Below are 18548 nucleotides of genomic sequence, written 5' to 3' on the forward strand. Positions count from 1 at the left end.
ACGGGGCGTAGCGCAGCTTGGTAGCGCGCCTGCTTTGGGAGCAGGATGTCGCAGGTTCAAATCCTGCCGCCCCGACCAATATTATCAAGAGGTTATGGGTATGCCATAGCCCTTTTTTTATTTTGTAATCAAATCGGGGAAAATATATGAACAAACAGCTTAATTTATTTCGTCCCTTGGAGACGATATGTTAATAAGAAGGCAAAGGAGATACTTCATATGAATAAAAGGCAAAAGAAAAAAGAACAGAAGAAGCAGATGATACTGGCATTCAACGATGTTATCGGAGAATGTTTGGCAACCGAAGACCCCCTGGCAACGTTGAAAGAAATTAAGACTCAAGGCGAAAAGCATTTTGAAGAATTGGGACTCGATGTCCCCCCGGTAGTATTTGATGAAATCATGGCTGGATGTGAACAAATAATCAAAGAAATAATTAACCAATAGTCTGAACTTGCATTATCAAAAAACCCCCAATGGAGAAATCCGTCGGGGTTTTTTGAACTAACGTCTCAGGAGCGTATTTGATCCATTGAGGCTCATATGTTCTTAGAAAGCCTCTAGATAGCCACTAAATCTTTTTTTACATACTTATATTTAAATTGATAGATTATATTGCAACGTTATTCAGGTTCAAATCCAGCAGCCCCGACCAATAAAAAAGAGGATACGGATTATTCGTACTCTCTTTTTTTTATGCCGTAGGACGAATTCGGCCAATCACAGCAAAGCATGTTCGTTCCGTGTTCTTTTCATGCCCAGAATATATTTTGAAATTATTGAATAAATGGCGGGAGTGCATGGGAATCGAACCCATGGTGAGCGGACTTAACGATGCAGACGATCATACAAAATTATTCAGTGTCAACCCTTCCGACAAGGCGTGCTACACAAGTATTTGATGAAGTTCTGAGGTGAGACGGATGTTGAAGGAACCCTTGAAAGATTTTTCCGGATGCCTATCGTGTTCCTTACAGAATTCAATTTCATTGCCGTAAAGAGAAAACTAAAAATAGTTGCTTATCAATTTTGACATTGGATAGAAATCATTTCTTTGACTCATTTCTTTGGCGTTAATTCGATTGGGAGTTATGGCAATAGTGGGATTGGGATCCATGGAATCCAGATAGACAGTTTAAACAGTTTGTCTGGTGGTTGTGATAACCCAAAATTGACCACCCAGACCACCTCTAGTCAGTTACGCGTCGCTATGGATAAAATTACTTGATTTCGAACGACAATCTTTGACAAAATTTCCATAAATTAAGAAGATCGCTTTTAGTCCTTATTTCCATGATATTCGAAGTTCCGTAGATTGCTATATGTATGAAAATATAAGACATAAAACTTATTTTAAAAAATTTAAATTCCTAATTATGGTAACAATAAATCGGAAAAAAGCGAAGTTCGGATATTAATTATTAGCCATCTCTTGCACCAAGATTCCCAAAATGCCTATCAAGGAGGCTGAAAATGGAATGGCTCACAGAAGCACGAAAGCAAGTCGACGGAATACTATCCAAATTTCCACGTGATTTGGCTGAAGCCGCCAAAGAAACAGCAGTTGAATTGCTCAGCGAGGAACTAAAAAAAATACCGGTGCCCCTGGTGGGCACGATTCTTTCGAAAGCGGTCAAACAAGCACTAAAGTCAAGAGCTGCAGGCGGACCGGGCATAGGGGATGTTTTGGAACTTCTACAGGATATGCAACGTTCTGACGATGATTTTCTTCATGGGCTGACTGCATTAGGCGAGGATGTAGACCGTCTGAATGCTCTTATTGGCTCTGTTGTAAAATTGGTCGAAGAGACGAAAAGCGCATTGACTGTACCTAAGCTTATAATCAGTGAGCCTGAATATAATCCCAAATATCCGGTATCTGATAATGAACTGAACTTTTGTCTGATGAATATAGGTGGTGGAGCCGTAAAAGTTCCTGAGATGAATTTGATTGTTGAAAAGTGTGAACCAGAAACGAAAATCGATTACACCGCACCAGCGGCACCTCCTATTTTCCTTCGGCTTAAAGTCAGGCTGTCCCCTAATACATTTCATTATCCACTTTTGCAGCTTAACAATGAACCATTCCGTCGCTACGGCGCTCATGCGGAAGGCGCCGAGGATGTATGTGTCCAAATGTCGTCAGAGACGAATGCGCGATACTATACCAGGATTCGCATTCCATACAAAGAAATGACTACCGATCAGGATAAGGAACTAGTTTACCCACCGTTAGACAAGCCTCCTATTCCCGTGTCCTTTCCCTATGCGCCATGTTGGGATAGGCATGTCACTCCCGATAATATGCTTGGACGCGAGGCAGTGCTCACTGAGATTATCAATACTTTCGGCATAGCAAGATTGATACTTGAAGAAACGTCACCATCTGATGATGCGGCGCATTATAAACTCATCGATGAGAAACTCCATGAAATCGGCTTTTTCATGGGCTTGGGTTATTTACCTTACGTGCTCGATCGTTTCATTCCGCCTGTGGCGCGTATGATAAAGGCAGAGAAACAATATGGTGCATTGAAGGTGGTTTTGGAATTGACACACCAAACCATGCGTTACCCGAGGGGTCAGTTTTTTGGGGGGGGTGGAGAGGAAGCAATTGAGGCCTTGTGTGATCTGGTTGACAAGGAAGACGTAAAAAGGCAAATTCGTGAATTTTTCCAAAAACAAGACGAGCAGAGTCGGCAAGAGATTCTCACTAAGGTATGCGAGGCTATTTGATGTTAGCCAACGAATGAATGATGGCTAATCGAGTGGGCGGGGGGGCTCTTCTTCAGCCTTCCAAACCCCTTCCACACCCACCGGCATGAGGGTCCACATCGGGCTGTTCACTGAATATGACAGCTATTCTCGAACATTAAGAAATCAAGTGAATGATCAATTTTTTCGTCGCTTTGGTAGATAAAGTCATTGAAAAACGGATTCAACATAATCAAGGAAAAAATTCAGCAACCAGATGATCCTAATAAAGTATTACATGGCTCCTCTTTTCTTTAAAAGAGTTCTCACGATTTCAGAAGCTGTTGTCAGCAAAGGACAAACATACCATGGCCGAAGATCATTCATTTTTATCAGGGAATCCGGTAAGTGCCGGGGAAATGAAAGAAGGATACCGGGAGACCGAGATGTGCGTGCGCTGCAGAGGTAAATGCTGTCAGATACAGCCCGGACACTGTCTGCCTTCGGAGTTTGGGTCCGCGGAGGCGGTCATGGAGGCATTGAACAGCGGCAAGTACGGTGTAATCCTGCTCTTGGATTCAGACATAAGGGCTCGGGTGATTCGTCCGCATTACAAATATCGTGACCGGATGGCTGGTTGCATCTTCCACAATGATAACGGTTGCGAACTGTCCTGGCAGGAACGCCCCTATGGATGCCGTATGCTGCGGCCGCGAGAGCATGACGGTGAGCGTTGCCAACCAGAGGGGATCTCCATCTCGGAAGCGGCGAGGATGTGGGAGAACAGTGGCTATTTGCCTCCGATGCCCTATTTGGGCTTTGATTGATGAGGCCTCTGTGTCTGTGCGACGTGTGGCGATAACGATAGAAAAAACCCTTCCCCCCAAAGAACGCTGAGGGAAGGGTTTTGTTTTAAAAGGCTGAGGATCTCTCCTCGTTTTTCCTGATTCTATTTATTGGAAAGATATTCGTGGATTGATGCAGCGGCCTTCTTCCCGGCACCCATGGCCAGGATGACGGTTGCTGATCCGGTGACGATATCACCGCCAGCGTAAACGCCCTCGCGGCTCGTTTTTCCAGTTTCCTCGTCGGCCACGATGTAGCCCCACTTGTTCGTTTCAAGACCGGGCGTTGTCATGGGGATGATCGGGTTGGCGTTGGTTCCCACGGAAACAACGACCGTGTCCACATCGATGACGAATTCAGACCCCTTCTTTTCGACGGGTCTCCGGCGACCGGATTCATCGGGTTCGCCAAGTTCCATTTCGACGCACTTAATTCCCGTAACCCAGCCGTTCGCATCTCCGATGTATTCGACAGGATTGGTCAACAGTTTGAACTGGACGCCTTCTTCCTTTGCGTGATGAACTTCTTCTGCTCTTGCGGGAAGTTCGACTTCACTGCGCCGGTAAATAATGTAGGCATTGTCCGCGCCGAGACGAAGGGCGGTTCTCACGGAGTCCATGGCCACGTTGCCGCCACCGATGACAGCGACATTCTTTCCGCGGACAATGGGCGTGTCATATTCGGGGAACAGATAGGCCTTCATCAGGTTGGAGCGGGTCAGGTACTCGTTGGCCGAGTAGATGCCGCTGAGGTTTTCTCCCGGTATACCCATGAAAACGGGGGCTCCGGCGCCCACACCCAGGAAGACGGCATCGTAGCCTTCCGCAAAAAGCTCATCGATGGTCTCCAGCCGGCCGATCACCGCATTGCACACAACCTTGACTCCCAGTTTCTCGAGATAGTTGATCTCCGCTTCAACGATGCTTTTGGGGAGACGGAACTCGGGGATGCCGTAAACGAGCACTCCTCCCGGTTTATGAAGGGCTTCATAAATCGTCACCTCGTACCCCAGTTTGATCAGGTCGCCGGCAACGGTAAGTCCTGCAGGACCTGCTCCGACAACAGCCACCTTCTTGCCGTTCTTGGCAGTAATTTCAGGAATCTTTACCTGACCGCTGTTCCGCTCGAAGTCTGCGGCGAACCGTTCCAAACGACCGATGGCCACAGGCTCATCCTTTTTACCAAGGATGCAGAATTTCTCGCACTGACTCTCCTGCGGACAGACACGGCCGCACACTGCAGGAAGCGCACTGTCTTCCTTCAGCTTCCAGGCGGCTTCGATAAATTTCCCCTCGGCAATCAGTTTTACAAAGGCGGGGATGTCAACGCCTACCGGACAGCCGGTGCGGCAACCCGGTTTCTTGCACTGAATGCAGCGTTCCGCCTCCTTCATGGCCGTTTCTTCCGAATAGCCGATAGGGACTTCGTTATAGTTGTGGATCCTTACCTTGGGATCCTGCTCCGGCATCTTATGCCGCGGTACTTTTTCTTTTTTTTCTTTCTTTTCGTTATTTTCCATGGCATTCACACCTGTAATTGTCCATCGATTCTTTTTCCTGGGTCATATACATTCTCAAACGGCTCGCCAGCAGATCGAAATCAACGGCATGGCCATCAAATTCAGGGCCATCGACACAGGCGAACTTAGTTTCTCCGCCAACCGCCACACGGCAGGCACCGCACATGCCTGTCGCATCCACCATGATGGAATTCAGGCTGACCGTGGTCTTGATGCCATAATTCTTTGTTACTGCCGCCACGGCCTTCATCATGGGCACCGGGCCGATTGCGAAGACTTCATCGATCTTTTCACCGGATTCAATCAACGTCTTCAAAGCATCGCTGACAAACCCATGAATGCCATAACTTCCATCATCGGTTGTCACGATCAGATTGTCGCTGATGCCCTTCATTTCCTCTTCCAGGATAAGCAACTCCTTGTTTCGAGCACCAATGATGGATGTAACCTTCGCCCCCTGCTTTTTCAGGGCGGCTCCGATGGGATAAACAACTCCCACACCGACTCCTCCACCAACGCAGACGGCATTCTTGACGCCTTCAAGATGGGTGGGCCTCCCCATCGGCCCCTGCAGATCCATCAATTCATCGCCCGCTTTCATTGTTGCCAGCTTGGCCGTCGTTTTTCCTACGACCTGGAATATGATGGTCAGGGTCCCCTTTTCGGGGTCCGCGTCCACGGTCGTCAGGGGAATTCTTTCCCCCTTTTCGTCGATCTTGAGGACTATAAACTGACCCGCCTTTCGTTTTTTGGCTATTGCGGGGGCGTCAAGTACCATCTTGACCACATTCTCAGATAAATCCACTTTCTCCAAAATCTTAGTCAATGCTCTCAATCTCCTTCCTTAATCGAAGTGGCGTGGCTTTAACATGAACAATGCATGACTGTCAAGACAAAAAGGCTGATTTCCGAACAGGATTGGAAATGATGATTGCCTTGTACTATCAATGAGTAACAGACCCGTGACGATTTCCTCACAGGGCTTCTGGAAGGGCCGTCATGCGCTCTGTTGTGTTTCAATTTTCGTTCAATCCGCCCATTCATTTTTAATGTTACATTCAATGAAATGTGTTATTGGCAGCCATCCCCGGTGAAGCTGACGAGAGTGAAAATTTTCAAAACAGCACGTATTAACGAGTGATTAACAAATATATAACCCGCATGACAAAGAATGGTGCGTGTTTTGCTATGCATAGCCGCCTAGATGGTTCCTCAGTCTCCCGGTATCATGTATTTTGATGAGGGGGAGCAAAGGAATAAGAACTATTTAAGGAGAAAAGGAGAAAGAAGATGATCACGAAGATTCGGAAAACAATGGTTACATGCTTAACAATGGCGGCCGTGCTCTTGACGGCGTCGGTAGTCTGCGCCGCTGAAGCTGCTGCGCCCGGCAGTGAGTCCTACATTAAGGTTATCTTTGCAGTCGGCGCCATGGTTGGTGCTGGAATCGCGATCGGCGGCGGAGCCATCGGAGCCGGTGCCGGTATCGGTAATGCCGCAAGCGGCGCCTGCCAGGCTGTCGGAAGAAATCCCGGTGTCCAGGGCAAAGTAATGATGACCATGCTGGTCGGTATGGCCATGGCTGAATCAGTCGCCATTTACGCTCTGGTCGTTTCGCTGGTTCTTCTGTATGCGAACCCCTACATGAAGTACTTCATCGCCGGTTAAGGCGTGCTGCCGGTCACGGGTTGTTTAACGAGGGCTTTTCGAAGCCACTAAAAACAGCCGGCAACCGGAAGAGAGGGCTTGACGCGAGAGGAATTCAATCTCTGCTGACGTTGTTTTGGTGCGGTGTTGCACTGGGCTGAAGAATGTATCAAAAAAATTCTTCACGGAGAAAAAAGCTGAGACGAGGTTCTTCAGCAGATTCTAGGGAAATGAAAAAAGCCGGTTATTTGACCGGCTTTTTTTATCTTAATATTCATGACATGAGGTTTATATTCATTTCAGCGCTCTCATTATAGCTATGTTGTAATCATATTAAATGCAGTAAAATTATGTTATTAATCAATATTTTAATTGACTTTATCGTCTATGGCTGGTATATAAGAAAAGATGTATGTTCATACACATCCCATCAAGTACATTCCACGCAAGACGCACAATAAACAACAGCATTAGGAGGATATAATGGCAGATCAAACATCAGTGTCCTTAGGGAGAAGGGGGTAAAATGGAAGATAAACTTGTGATATGGTTTGATGATCTAGAGTTGAAAGATATACCCCAAGTCGGAGGAAAGAACGCTTCTCTTGGAGAGATGAGACGTGAACTCCGCCCCAAGGGGGTTAATATTCCTGACGGGTATGCCGTTACGGCGCACGCCTATCAGTATCTTCTGAAATCAGCCGGGGTGAGTGATCAGATCCACAAGATTCTTTCCGATCTGGATACACATGATCTGCAGAATCTCAGCTCCAAGGGAAAGCAGATCCGTTCGCTGATTTATAATATTGAATTTCCGGAAGACCTCAAAAAGGAGGTTATCGACAGTTACCAGAAGCTCTGCCAGGAGTATGGCGAGAATACGGACGTGGCCGTCCGCAGTTCGGCTACAGCCGAAGACCTGCCGGATGCCAGCTTTGCGGGACAGCAGGAAACCTATCTCAACATCCGGGGAAATGAAGCGCTGATCGATGCGTGCCGAAAATGTTTTGCCTCGCTGTTTACCGATCGTGCCATTTCCTACCGTGTCGACAAAGGCTTTGACCACATGTCCGTTTCGCTGTCAATCGGCGTACAGAAAATGGTCCGCTCCGACGTGGGCGCCTCGGGCGTCATTTTTTCCATCGATACGGAATCGGGCTTCAAGGATGCCATCCTGGTGACGGCGGCCCACGGACTGGGAGAGACGGTTGTTCAAGGGATCGTCAATCCTGATGAGTATTACGTCTTCAAGCCGACCCTGAAGCAGGGGTTTAAACCCATTCTTCAGAAAAAGCTCGGGTCCAAGGAAATAAAGATGATTTATGCCACTGGCGGCGACAAACCCACCGAGATCGTTCCGACTTCTCCGGAGGAGCGGGAGCGCTTCTGCGTAACGGAAGAGGAAGTTCTCACCCTGGCCCGCTGGACAGCCATCATCGAGGACCATTATTCCCAGCAGGCGGGATACTTCAAGCCCATGGACATCGAATGGGGCAGGGACGGTGTAACCGGTGAGCTCTTCATTCTTCAGGCACGGCCGGAAACGGTGGAATCACAGAAGGATGCCAGCATCCTGGAGAGTTATGTGCTTCTTGAGCAGGGCACCCCGCTGGTCACGGGCACGAGCGTCGGATCGAAGATCGGTTCGGGACCGGTCAACATCATCGAATCCGTCACGGATATCCGCAATTTCAAGAAGGGAGAAGTCCTGGTGACCGATATGACGGATCCTGACTGGGAACCCGTTATGAAAATCGCGGCAGCCATTGTCACCAACAAGGGAGGAAGAACCTGTCACGCCGCAATCGTAAGCCGCGAGCTTGGAGTTCCCTGCATCGTCGGCAGTGCAGATGCCACGGAAAAATTGGTGGGCGTTACCCAGGCAACGGTGTCCTGTGCGGAAGGTGAAGTGGGAAATGTCTACGAGGGCCTGCTGAAATATGAAGTGCAGACGGTCAACGTTCAGAATATGGAGCGTCCGAAGACCAAGATCATGCTGAATGTGGGGAGTCCGGACAATGCCTTTTCGCTGGCGGCCATTCCCAACGACGGCGTCGGACTGGCGCGGCTGGAATTTATCATCAACAACTTCATCAGCATCCATCCGCTTGCGCTGATTCATTTCGACCGGGTGAACGATGAAGCGACCCGCAAGGAAATCGAGAGGAGGACAAAGGGCTACGAGAAGAAGAGCGACTTCTTCGTCGATGTCCTGGCACAGGGCGTCGCAAAAATCGGTGCCGCCTTCTACCCCAACGATGTCATTGTGCGCATGAGCGATTTCAAGAGCAATGAATATGCGAACCTGATGGGCGGCTCTTACTTTGAACCAAAAGAGGAAAACCCCATGATCGGATTCCGGGGGGCCTCGAGATATTATGACGACAAGTATCGCGATGCCTTTGCCCTGGAATGCGAAGCCATGAAAAAAGTTCGGAATGAAATGGGACTCACGAATGTAAAGCTCATGATTCCGTTCTGCCGAACGGTTGATGAGGGGAAAAAGGTCCTCGGCGTGCTGGCGGGAAAAGGGCTGGTCCAGAAGGAAAATGGCCTGGAAGTTTACATGATGGTGGAGATTCCCAGCAACGTCATTCTGATCGAAGAATTCGGCAAGATCTTCGATGGCTTCTCCATCGGTTCCAACGACTTGACCCAGCTGACCCTTGGGCTGGACAGAGACTCCGCCGAAATTTCCCACATTTTTGATGAGAGAAATGCCGCCGTGCAGGAACTGATCCGGACGGCGATTGCAAAGGCAAAGGCGATGGGAAAGAAGATCGGAATCTGCGGTCAGGCTCCCAGTGATTATCCGGAATTCGCCCGCTTCCTGGTGGAATGCGGAATCAACAGCATCTCACTCAATGCCGATACGGTCATTAAAACGACCATCGATCTTCTGGAGATGGAAAAAACTCTCGGCATATCCTAGATAACCCGCAGGCAGGATACCGAGCCATGATGGTTGCCGGATAATCCGGGCCGAAAACGTTTACGGCCATAGTGCAGGACAGGATGTAGCATCTGCCTGCACTATGGCCGTATCTTATTTCAGAGGTGGTGATAGAGCCCGTTGTGCGACTCTACCTGATTCTCGGGATTGCTTCTTCCCGGGGTGTCGGCATTTGTCCGGAAAAGAGGGAAAGGCAGAGCCGAGGGGATTCCGGTCAAGTGTTGAAAACGGGGTCGGAGCAGACCGTAAGCCGGGTTCTGTTCCACATCCCGGTCTCCCGGAATATGGCGATGATCATTCATCTAGGACAGCCGTTGCCTGCTGTCTCCAGCGACACTACCCGAGAACGTCGAGCGGGCCGCTCTACAATGTTCTCCTATTCGGTCTTGCTCCGGATGGGGTTTACCAAGCTTTTCCGGTCACCCGGAAAACGGTGAGCTCTTACCTCGCCTTTTCACCCTTACCCGATCACATCGGGCGGTATTTTTTCTGTGGCACTTTCCTTAGAGTCGCCTCCAGTCGCCGTTAGCGACCATCCTGCCCTGCGGAGCCCGGACTTTCCTCTCGCCTGACATGCAGGCCAGCGATCATCTGATCTACTCCAACACCCGTTTAAGATTGCATTTTAACGGCACTGGACATTCTTTTCAAATCTTTTCCTTACGGCCTTCAATCGGGCTAAGGGGCGATTGCCCGTCCGATTCGGAGAATAGTCCATCGATTTGCACACATCCGGAAAAAATATCCCTGGAAAAAAAGGGGGAGAGAAGCTTCAAGAAAGGACTGATCGGGAAGGAAAAATCCGTATCTCGATCTGCGGCACAGCATCCGAATCAAGTTCGACAGATTTACTCTATGTCAAAGCGCCACTGGGCGGCGTTGGTCTCTTATTCCTTGTTCTGCCAATAAATAATTCTGCTGCAGTTCGGGCAGGAGATCAGATCATCGGTTTTCTGGAGTTCATTGTAAAGCTGGGGGGGGATATTCATGAAGCAGCCTCCGCAGACGCCTTTCCATACGGAGACAACGGCTGTTCCATGATTCACCGCTTTGATCATATCATAGCGCTTGGTAAGATCTTTGGGGATGCTTTCCAGGATCTTTTTGAGCTCCTGGGAGCACATCAGAATCTTTTCATCCAGAGAATCAATCTCCCTGGCGATATTCTGTCTTTCAACCTCATATTGACGGTTATGCTGCTCTTTTGCCTTTTCCTTCTCCTGAAAAATCCCTTTGCGGGTATCTATTTCTTCCAGCAGACAGATGATCTCCGTTTCAACTTCACTGTTTTTCGTCTCAATGCTTTCTATTTCCTTGAGTATCGCCTGGTATTCCTTGTTTGTCTTGACTTCGCCAAGTCGATCCTTTGCTTTGCTCAAAGAGTCCGAACCTTTTTTTAGCCTGGATTCCAGTTCCTTGTGCTGTGCTAAAACGTCCTCGTATCGTTTCTTGTTTTCTTCAAACTCAAGATTGTATCTCTCGTTTGCCTCATCCAGTTGTTTAAGGCGCAACGGAAGGTCATTCTTCTGTTTTTTCAGCTTTCCCGCCTCAGCATCCATGTTCTGCAAAGCAATAAGCGATGACAAATGCTTGTTCAATTAAAAAAATATCCCCCTTTTTGAAACAGCAGAAATAAAAAATGCACCATTTAACGGTGCATTTTCCTTAATCCGGGCTGATAGTCCAAGATGACGATCCTTGTGACTGGCATAATGATGAATGGACTCTTGAACTGAAGATCATCTTTCCCATCGTATCTCTTCTTAGAACAATGAAATGCGAACTCCGGATCCACTTCCTGCGTTTTGAAATGGTGGGCCCACCTGGGTTCGAACCAGGGACCTACCGGTTATGAGCCGGTGGCTCTTCCAATTGAGCTATGGGCCCGCGCCTCGAAGTCCGTTTGCGGCACGCAAACAACACAGAAGTAGGCTGATATACTGATTCCAATGTTTTGTCAATATCCTAATTAAGTGCGCATCCGTAGTTTCGCAGCGTGTTCTCCAGGACGGCAAAGGTTGGTCCGGAGAATCCGCCCTCGAAAACGGCCATTGAGGCGAAGAAGAGAACCGCAGAAGCCGCCAGGGCGAGCGGAATACGCCGCCAGACCCTCTTCAGGTTTTCGGCGCACCCCAAAACTTCCGGCTCGATGGATTGCCGCGTCTGCAGACTGAGGATCATGAGCGAAAAGGGAAAGACGGCGCTTGCCCAGGCGACAAAATTGAGCAAAGGCACGCCGAGCAGGCGGAGCGTCAAAAGGTGGTTCCATTGCCAGAATCCGGCCGCTGTTGCCAGGGGATCGAGCTGGAAATCCATGCAGAGTGCGCAGGCTGTAGCCACGAGAGCCGAGCCGATGGCCGAGCGGGCCAGCCATGGGATGCAGAGACGAAATTCCCACGTAAGGGACATCACCAGATAGAATACCGTGATCCAGCCGGCCATGGTGGCCAGCGGCGCCGGAAAGGGCCGGAGATACATCGAGTAGCCCACTTCGGTAAAATACCCGAGCAAAATGCCTCCATTTTCGAGAACGGCTCCGTATGCGGCGACCGGCCCGAAGAAAAGGGCCGCCAGTCTGCCGCTTCGCCGCCAGGCGTGCACTCCGATCAAAGCGGCATTGGCAAGGGCGCTGAACTCATAGCGGCAGAGCAACTCGTCGGTCGTCATTGGTTTGGGTTTGGCTGCGAAGTACATAGCGGCGAGGATGAACGAGGTCCCAAGAAGAATCGTCAGGTTGAAGGCCCGTTCGAGATGATCGACGTTCCGGAAACGAGCCAGGCAGAGGGCAGCAGTAACCGCCAGGGGAAAAACAAATGTCCAATAGAGATCATCCCGTGGCGGCGACAGATTGAGGCGTACCGCCGATGATACAGACACCGCCAGAAACAGAAAATTGATGAGTGGCAGGTCCTTCCAGCAAAGGCGCCAGATCCGATTCATGGTGCGATTCATCCTCTCCATCCCCTCCCGGGTTCGAAGATTGCGGAACAGAGAACCGTCGTGCCTTTTCTACCGCAAAAGGATCAGGTATTCATACTGGAACAGATCCCCGAGGAAATGTATCAGGATCTCGTCTCGGTCATCGGCTTCCTCCTGATTTGTCAAAAGGGCCAGCAGGGAGTCGGAATAGCTGACGTCCAGAAAGTCGGCGAAAGGGCCGCGAAGGATCCGGTAATGATAGGATTCCGCCACTTTCTGGAGGTGAGACATTTTGATCGTGTATTCATCGTGTCCTTTGAGGGCGATCCGCTGCGGGCTGTCTGATGCTTCGACACGGATGAAGCGGGCGAAATGCTCCGGGATGGAGGCCTCGCAGCTGTGCTCCCCGAGAAAAATAGCTGGAACTCCGGCTCTGCACAGTTTTTCCACGGCCTCGATGGCGCCGAGATTGAAGTGAAACGTCACGGTTTGGGGAGTCCCAAGGGAGTAGGAATCAAAGAGCCGTCGAATCCGCTTCAGGGCGTTGTCCAGCGCCTGAGGGGAAAGATCGTGTTGGAGAATGTCTCGGGGCACATCCACCGCGGTCGGAAAATCTCCCAGGATTTCATTCATCAGGACCAATTCAACGCCCTTGAGGAGAGCATCGTCGGTCTCCAGGAAATCGCCCAGCCGGTAGATCACATCAAAATCCTTCAGCGTGTCCCTCTGCTTCTGCAGCAGCACGGGAGAGATGTCCAGCATGAGGGGCTTAAGATCCGGCTTGCAGTCAAGAAAATCCCGCATGAGATAGCCGTAGCCCCCTCCAATCTCAAGAACAGAAACGAAATCCGGATTTGGAAGCACCGACTGGAGATACGTATAAAGATGCCGCCCATAGGAAGAGGGGGCTTTGAGAATCGTTCTGCAGGGGCTGTTCTCAGGATGAAGGGCATTGCTCACCGTGAGTTCCCAGCCGAGGGTTTCAAGCTTCCCACGGTGATACTCTGCCGTTGTATTGATCGTATAGGGCATCTTATTCTCCTGTTTGTCTTTCAGAAATCAAGGTGTGAAAAAAAAGCGACACGCTATCCTTGTGATCGATCAGGAGGAGTTTGATGTTTCTTTCCTCCCCGAAAAGGATATTGCCGATTTCAAGACTGGGTACGTCCAGCAGGCAAACCAGCAGCCGCGATCGGTGATCTTTGGCCAGCCACTCAACACTCCGGTAAAACCGCTCCGTTCCGTCATTGGAAACGAGGATCAATCGGGAAATACGCTCTCCCACGGCAAGGCCCTGCTCCCGCACCATTTTCAGCAGGCCTTTCCGTTCCCTGGCAAGCTTTTCCCCGGCGGCTTGAAGGCCGATGCGAAGATGACCGCGCTTTTCCGCCGCTTTCAGCGCCTGGGCCAGAAGGGAATTGACGGCAAGCACCGGAACGGCGAGTTCGCCTTCCGACCGGAGCTTCCGGGTCTGCGCCTGAAGTGCCGCCTGGATAGCCGTTCCGTTCTGGCTGGACTGCAGTTCTCTGGTAAGGATATGTTTTTCAGGGACCATTGAGATTACAGGACAATCCTGACGGCAGGGTGCTTCATCAGCGATTCATAAATGGACAGGCGCTGGTCGTCGCTCTGAAGGGTTATTTCCAGGGAGAAGCTGTGGTACTTTCCTTTTGAACTACTTCTGGAATAGCGTATCTCGCAGGGACGCTGCTGCATGACTTCCTCAATGGCCAGGACGATCTGTTCACGATCCCTTCCGATGACCTTGTAGATCCAACGGCAGGGATACTCGACGTTCGGCTTGGAGTAAATGGGGTGTACGAAGATTCTCTCATTCATGGATCATCTATGTCCTTTAAAATTCCTCCTATCGTAATGCGGCTTTCTCAGTGAAAAAAACCCTGAAGGTCAGGCCTGTAAAACAAGTTCGATCAGGTGCGGACCCGGCTCTTCAAGGGCGCGGGAGAAGCCGTCGGCAAGCTCTTCCACGGTAAAGGCCGACATGGAAGGGACGCCGAATCCCTGCCCGAGGCGGACCCAGTCGATCTCGGGATGATCGAGATTCACCAGGCAATCCGAAACCGGGCCGGTAGGAGAAAAGCCGGCCCGCTTCATTTCCGCCCGGATGATGTTGTAGCTCCGGTTGGAGCAGATCAGCGTTGTGACATTGAGATTTTCCCTTGCCTGGTTCCAGAGGGACTGAAGGGTATACAGGGCGCTGCCGTCTGCCTGAAAATCGATGACGGGGCGCTCCGGGCAGGCAATGGCGGCTCCGGTGGCGCTGGGGATTCCCTGGCCGATGGCACCGCCGGTCAGGGTGAGAAGGGTGAAAGGCGCCACACCTGCGGACATGGCATAGTAAACGAACCCGGAGGTCAGAGATTCATCGACGACAATGGCGTTTTCCGGTTGCAGGGCGGCCAGGGCCTGGCAGACCGTTTCTGCCGTCAGGCGCCCTCCTGGAAGGGGCGGACGGCTGTAAGAAGCGATGAGCGGAGAATCCGGAACCGGATAAGGCTGGGCATTCAGGGCATCTGCAAGGCATTCGAGCGCTTCGACTTCATCCTGGTTCCCGGTGCCGATGTGAACCCGCCTCTGGCCGGGAGAAAGCAGGCAGCCGGGCATGTCCTGGTAGCCGAAAAAGGCCACGGGTTCCCTGGCTCCCGCAAAGACCAGGGCGTCATAGCCGGACAGCAGCTCCGAGGCCGCTTCCGGGAAATAGGGAATCTTTTTAACGACAGGGTAACCGGCCCCCCGTTCCATCCTGGGCGGAAACACATCGGTGAGGAGGTCACAGCCGGCAGAGTCGGCAACGCGGACGGCAGCTTGAAGCCCCGCTTTTTGAAGCGCCCTACCCCCCAGAAAAAGGGCCGTACGGAACGACGAGAGCAGAAGCTGAGCCGCCTCGTCAATGGATGTCTTTTCGACGGGATCGAAGCTGAAGCCGGCGGTGGCAATCTGTGGAGACATGACCTCAGTCCACGAACAATCACTGGGAAGGATCAGAGTGGCGATCCGACCGGAGAGGGCCGCAGAAATGCCTGCAGCCGCATCGGAAGAGATCCTGAAGACGGAGTCGCAGGTTCTCGTCCATCCGGAGACGGTGCCCACCAGGCTCTCCAGGTCCATGTTGAGGAGCGGATCCGAGGGACGGTGCCAGGTCGCATGGTCCCCGATCACATTGAATATGGGCGTTCCCGCGCGGCGGGCGTTGTGAAAATTGGCGACGGCGTTGGCGAATCCCGGCCCCAGGTGAAGCAGAGTCATGGCGGGCTTCCCCGTCATCCGGGCGTAACCGTCGGCAGCGCCGCTGCACCCGCCTTCAAAAAGGCAGAGCCTTGGACGGATCCCGGGGATCTTCTCCATGGCTTTGACAACATGAATTTCCGTCGTGCCCGCGTTGGCGAAACAGACGTCCACCCCTGCCCGGACCGCGGTCTGAACAAGGACCTCAGCGCCATTCATGAATTTTCCTTCTGTATCCGGCTTCCTGATTTCCATCGTGACAAGGTCAGAACATCCTTTCCGGGGGTCTTCTCTCCGGTACGACAGGATGGTGTTCATCGGATTCGTTCCAGCTTCCGGAAACGTAAAGATTGCAGTAGCAGCTTCCGTATTCCGCGATGTCCTGTTCCCGGTAGGCGCAGGGGCAGATGATATCCGAATCCTTCTGACGGTCGTTTGCCGCCAGGCGGCAGGGGCAGGACATGTAGCCGTAGCGTTCCTTGTTGATCAGCAGACTGTCCAGCAGGTCGAAAACCCACCGCTCATCCTTGTTGAAAAAATATCCCTTCGGTTCATTGATCTTCTTCAATGTATCATAAAGAGTGCGGCTGTCCATCACAATCCAAGGGCCTCCCTTAACCGCTGTTCCTGAAATCCGACAATGATGTCGTCTCCAATGAGAATGGTCGGGAAAGACAGGGCGGGGTTGTACTTGAACACTTCATTGAGGCGGTCTATCCGGTCATCCCCGGTCAGCAGGTCCATTTCAATGCAGTCGTAAGAGACGCCGCATTCATTGAGAAAATTCTTGGCGGCCTTGCAGTGGCTGCAGGTGCTGAGGGTGTAGATTCTGATTGGTAAGGCCATGTCTCTCTCCCTTTCAAAATGTGATGGGCCTGCGGCGGGTTTGAAATCCCTATCTATGGGTCCGGTTCAAACGTTAAGGCCTTCCATTGCCTGTGACATTCGCCGCAGGGCTTCCCCGAGGATGCTTCGGGGGCAGCCGAAGTTCAGCCGGACGAATCCAGGGGCTCCGAAGTATTTGCCACACGAAAGACCCACGCCGGCGTTCTCGAAAAATGAGGCGGGATTCTTCAACCCGGCGCTCCGGGTATCTATCCAGGCCAGATAGGTGGCCTCCACGGAAGACATGGACAGGCCTGGAAGGCGGGAAATCGTCTCCTCCACCAGGGAGCTGTTTGTCCGGAGGTACTTCAGCAGAGCGGCGTGCCACACCGAACTGTCCCGGTAAGCGGCCAGAGCCGCGGCATATCCGAAAAGATTGACGGGTGGAACGATGCCGGCCATGGCCCGGCGAAAGCGCTTCCTCAACAGAGGATCGGAAATCACCGCAAATGAGCAGCCCAGGCCGGGGATATTGAAGGTCTTGCTCGGCGCCATCAGGGTGATGGTCCGCTCCGCAATTTCCGTGCTCAGAGCGGCAATCGGCACATGACGTATGCTCGAATCCAGCAAAAGGCCGCAGTGAATCTCATCGGAGCAGATGATCCGGTCGTTCCCTGCAAACCGCTCCGCCAGCTCAAAGAGTTCCGCCGGTTCAAAAGCCCTCCCGCAGGGATTGTGAGGGTTGCAGAGCAGAAAAAGCGACGTTCTGGGAGTCAGCCTGTCCCGGAGGGCATCGAGATCCATGATCCAGCGGCTTCCATCCGAGATCATGGGGATCGTCCCGAGCCGGCGGTTTGCATGGCCCGGGGCCGTAAGGAAGGGGGGGTAAACGGGAACGGCCGTGAGAATCTCATCACCCTCTTGACCGGCGGCCCGGCATGCGATGTTGAGTCCCGAGACAAGGCCCGGCAGCCAGACGATCCAGTCCGGCTCGACCGACCAGGAGTAAAGATCCAAAAGCATGGTGCAGACCACTTCAAGGAGTTCACGGGGAGGGTCGGTATAGCCGAACACGCCGTGGTCAACACGCTGGTGAAGGGCTTTTATGACGGGTTCGGGAGAGCGGAAATCCATGTCGGCAACCCAGAGGGGGAGAATATCCCGTCCCTCGTATCTGTCCCATTTTTCCGAGGAGGTCCCCCGGCGGTCGATCGGGATATCGAAATCCGGAATCAGGGTGGAGGGCTCGGCGTCGATCATGGTTGAGCAGTCCCCGGCTTGGTGTATTCAGCTTCCACGGTTATGGAAATCCCGCCGCGCACTCCGAAATGTGCCGTGACTTTACACCATCGGGGCGAAAGCACGGCAATCAGATCCTCCAGGATGACATTGGTGACGTGCTCGTGAAAAATGCCTTCATTGCGGTACGACCAGAGATAGAGCTTCAGGGATTTTGATTCCAGAATGGAGGCATCGGGGATATACCGGATCTGGAGGTGGGCAAAGTCCGGCTGGCCCGTCATGGGGCAGACGCAGGTAAATTCGTCCGTTTCCATGGTAACGACATAGTCCCGATCTGGATGGCGGTTGGGGAAGGTTTCAAGGCTTTTGGACGGTTTTGCCTCCCGGCCGAGGAGAGTCAGACGGCTGAGGTCTTCCTGTTGCGTCGAATTCTGCACCTTAATGAGTTCTCCTGTGGAAATTTCCTGTAAAAAAGTTAATCTAACCAATTTTTTTCTTTCCTTCAACTGGTTTCCTTTCAAATTATCTGTCGGCCGTCTGCGATTGGAAAACACAAAACCGCATTTGGCCGACGATCACGGATAAAAAGAACGGGGAGCACATCGGCAAGAAAAGGGGCCATGCACACGCGAAGATGCGGCTGAAAAGGGAGGAAAG

Annotated in this window: 18 protein-coding genes, 2 tRNA genes and 1 other RNA gene; 6 read left to right on the forward strand and 15 right to left on the reverse strand. The window is 51.6% G+C overall.

Going from position 1 to position 18548, the window contains the following annotated elements:
- Position 1: 1 nt before the first annotated feature.
- Positions 2-78, forward strand: a tRNA-Pro gene (locus AB3175_RS01070).
- A 141-nt stretch (positions 79-219) separates the two neighbouring features.
- Positions 220-447, forward strand: coding sequence for a hypothetical protein (locus AB3175_RS01075; RefSeq protein WP_367359089.1), 228 nt, complete (start codon positions 220-222; stop codon positions 445-447).
- A 439-nt stretch (positions 448-886) separates the two neighbouring features.
- Here AB3175_RS01075 and AB3175_RS01080 read toward each other — a convergent pair whose 3' ends face one another.
- Complete coding sequence (locus AB3175_RS01080) at positions 887-985, reverse strand: toxin-antitoxin system HicB family antitoxin (protein ID WP_367359448.1); 99 nt, start codon at positions 983-985, stop codon at positions 887-889.
- Between the two features lie 488 nt (positions 986-1473).
- Here AB3175_RS01080 and AB3175_RS01085 point away from each other — a divergent pair, with 488 nt between their 5' ends.
- Positions 1474-2736 carry a hypothetical protein gene (locus tag AB3175_RS01085; protein WP_367359090.1) on the forward strand — a complete coding sequence of 421 codons (1263 nt, stop codon included), beginning with the start codon at positions 1474-1476 and terminating at the stop codon, positions 2734-2736.
- Positions 2737-3224: 488 nt separating this feature from the next.
- The gene (locus AB3175_RS01090) at positions 3225-3521 is read left to right on the forward strand and encodes a hypothetical protein (protein WP_367359091.1); all 297 of its coding nucleotides are present in this window, start codon (positions 3225-3227) and stop codon (positions 3519-3521) included.
- Positions 3522-3643: 122 nt separating this feature from the next.
- Here the strand turns inward: AB3175_RS01090 and gltA are convergent, their stop codons facing one another.
- Both gltA and AB3175_RS01100 read right to left on the reverse strand, forming a co-directional pair.
- The gene (gltA, locus tag AB3175_RS01095) at positions 3644-5059 is read right to left on the reverse strand and encodes an NADPH-dependent glutamate synthase (RefSeq protein WP_367359092.1); all 1416 of its coding nucleotides are present in this window, start codon (positions 5057-5059) and stop codon (positions 3644-3646) included.
- A complete protein-coding gene (locus tag AB3175_RS01100) occupies positions 5049-5885 on the reverse strand; it encodes a sulfide/dihydroorotate dehydrogenase-like FAD/NAD-binding protein (RefSeq protein WP_367359093.1) in 837 nt (278 codons plus the stop codon). Before AB3175_RS01100 ends, gltA begins: the two co-directional genes overlap by 11 nt.
- Positions 5886-6349: 464 nt before the next feature.
- Between AB3175_RS01100 and atpE the strand changes: the two genes are divergently transcribed.
- On the forward strand, positions 6350-6727 hold the full coding sequence (gene atpE, locus AB3175_RS01105; RefSeq protein WP_367359094.1) for an ATP synthase F0 subunit C: 378 nt from the start codon (positions 6350-6352) through the stop codon (positions 6725-6727).
- Positions 6728-7232: 505 nt separating this feature from the next.
- The gene (ppsA, locus tag AB3175_RS01110) at positions 7233-9638 is read left to right on the forward strand and encodes a phosphoenolpyruvate synthase (RefSeq protein WP_367359095.1); all 2406 of its coding nucleotides are present in this window, start codon (positions 7233-7235) and stop codon (positions 9636-9638) included.
- A 252-nt stretch (positions 9639-9890) separates the two neighbouring features.
- On the opposite strand, the gene rnpB is transcribed toward ppsA, so the two are convergent.
- From rnpB to queF, 12 genes are all read right to left on the reverse strand, one after another.
- An RNA gene (gene rnpB, locus AB3175_RS01115) (RNase P RNA component class A) lies at positions 9891-10262 on the reverse strand.
- A 284-nt stretch (positions 10263-10546) separates the two neighbouring features.
- Positions 10547-11257: a zinc ribbon domain-containing protein gene (locus AB3175_RS01120; RefSeq protein WP_367359096.1), complete on the reverse strand. Its 711-nt coding sequence runs from the start codon at positions 11255-11257 to the stop codon at positions 10547-10549.
- Positions 11258-11470: 213 nt separating this feature from the next.
- A tRNA-Ile gene (locus AB3175_RS01125) sits at positions 11471-11546 on the reverse strand.
- 78 nt (positions 11547-11624) lie between these two features.
- Positions 11625-12599, reverse strand: coding sequence for a carotenoid biosynthesis protein (locus tag AB3175_RS01130; protein ID WP_367359097.1), 975 nt, complete (start codon positions 12597-12599; stop codon positions 11625-11627).
- 69 nt (positions 12600-12668) lie between these two features.
- The gene (locus tag AB3175_RS01135) at positions 12669-13610 is read right to left on the reverse strand and encodes a hypothetical protein (RefSeq protein ID WP_367359098.1); all 942 of its coding nucleotides are present in this window, start codon (positions 13608-13610) and stop codon (positions 12669-12671) included.
- Position 13611: 1 nt separating this feature from the next.
- A complete protein-coding gene (locus tag AB3175_RS01140; protein WP_367359099.1) occupies positions 13612-14133 on the reverse strand; it encodes a hypothetical protein in 522 nt (173 codons plus the stop codon).
- 5 nt (positions 14134-14138) lie between these two features.
- Complete coding sequence (locus tag AB3175_RS01145) at positions 14139-14417, reverse strand: YbeD family protein (protein ID WP_367359100.1); 279 nt, start codon at positions 14415-14417, stop codon at positions 14139-14141.
- Positions 14418-14486: 69 nt separating this feature from the next.
- Positions 14487-16043 (reverse strand): acetolactate synthase large subunit, encoded by a 1557-nt coding sequence (locus AB3175_RS01150; RefSeq protein WP_367359101.1) that lies wholly within the window; start codon positions 16041-16043, stop codon positions 14487-14489.
- Positions 16044-16089: 46 nt separating this feature from the next.
- Positions 16090-16419: a ferredoxin-thioredoxin reductase catalytic domain-containing protein gene (locus AB3175_RS01155; RefSeq protein WP_367359102.1), complete on the reverse strand. Its 330-nt coding sequence runs from the start codon at positions 16417-16419 to the stop codon at positions 16090-16092.
- Entirely contained in the window at positions 16419-16670 is a 252-nt protein-coding gene (locus AB3175_RS01160) for a glutaredoxin family protein (protein ID WP_367359103.1), read from the reverse strand. Before AB3175_RS01160 ends, AB3175_RS01155 begins: the two co-directional genes overlap by 1 nt.
- A 66-nt stretch (positions 16671-16736) precedes the next feature.
- Positions 16737-17909 (reverse strand): MalY/PatB family protein, encoded by a 1173-nt coding sequence (locus tag AB3175_RS01165; protein WP_367359104.1) that lies wholly within the window; start codon positions 17907-17909, stop codon positions 16737-16739.
- Positions 17906-18328: a preQ(1) synthase gene (queF, locus tag AB3175_RS01170; protein ID WP_367359105.1), complete on the reverse strand. Its 423-nt coding sequence runs from the start codon at positions 18326-18328 to the stop codon at positions 17906-17908. Before queF ends, AB3175_RS01165 begins: the two co-directional genes overlap by 4 nt.
- Positions 18329-18548: the final 220 nt, after the last annotated feature.

The organism is Syntrophus sp. (in: bacteria), from assembly GCF_040768185.1.
Classification (GTDB): domain Bacteria; phylum Desulfobacterota; class Syntrophia; order Syntrophales; family Syntrophaceae; genus Syntrophus; species Syntrophus buswellii.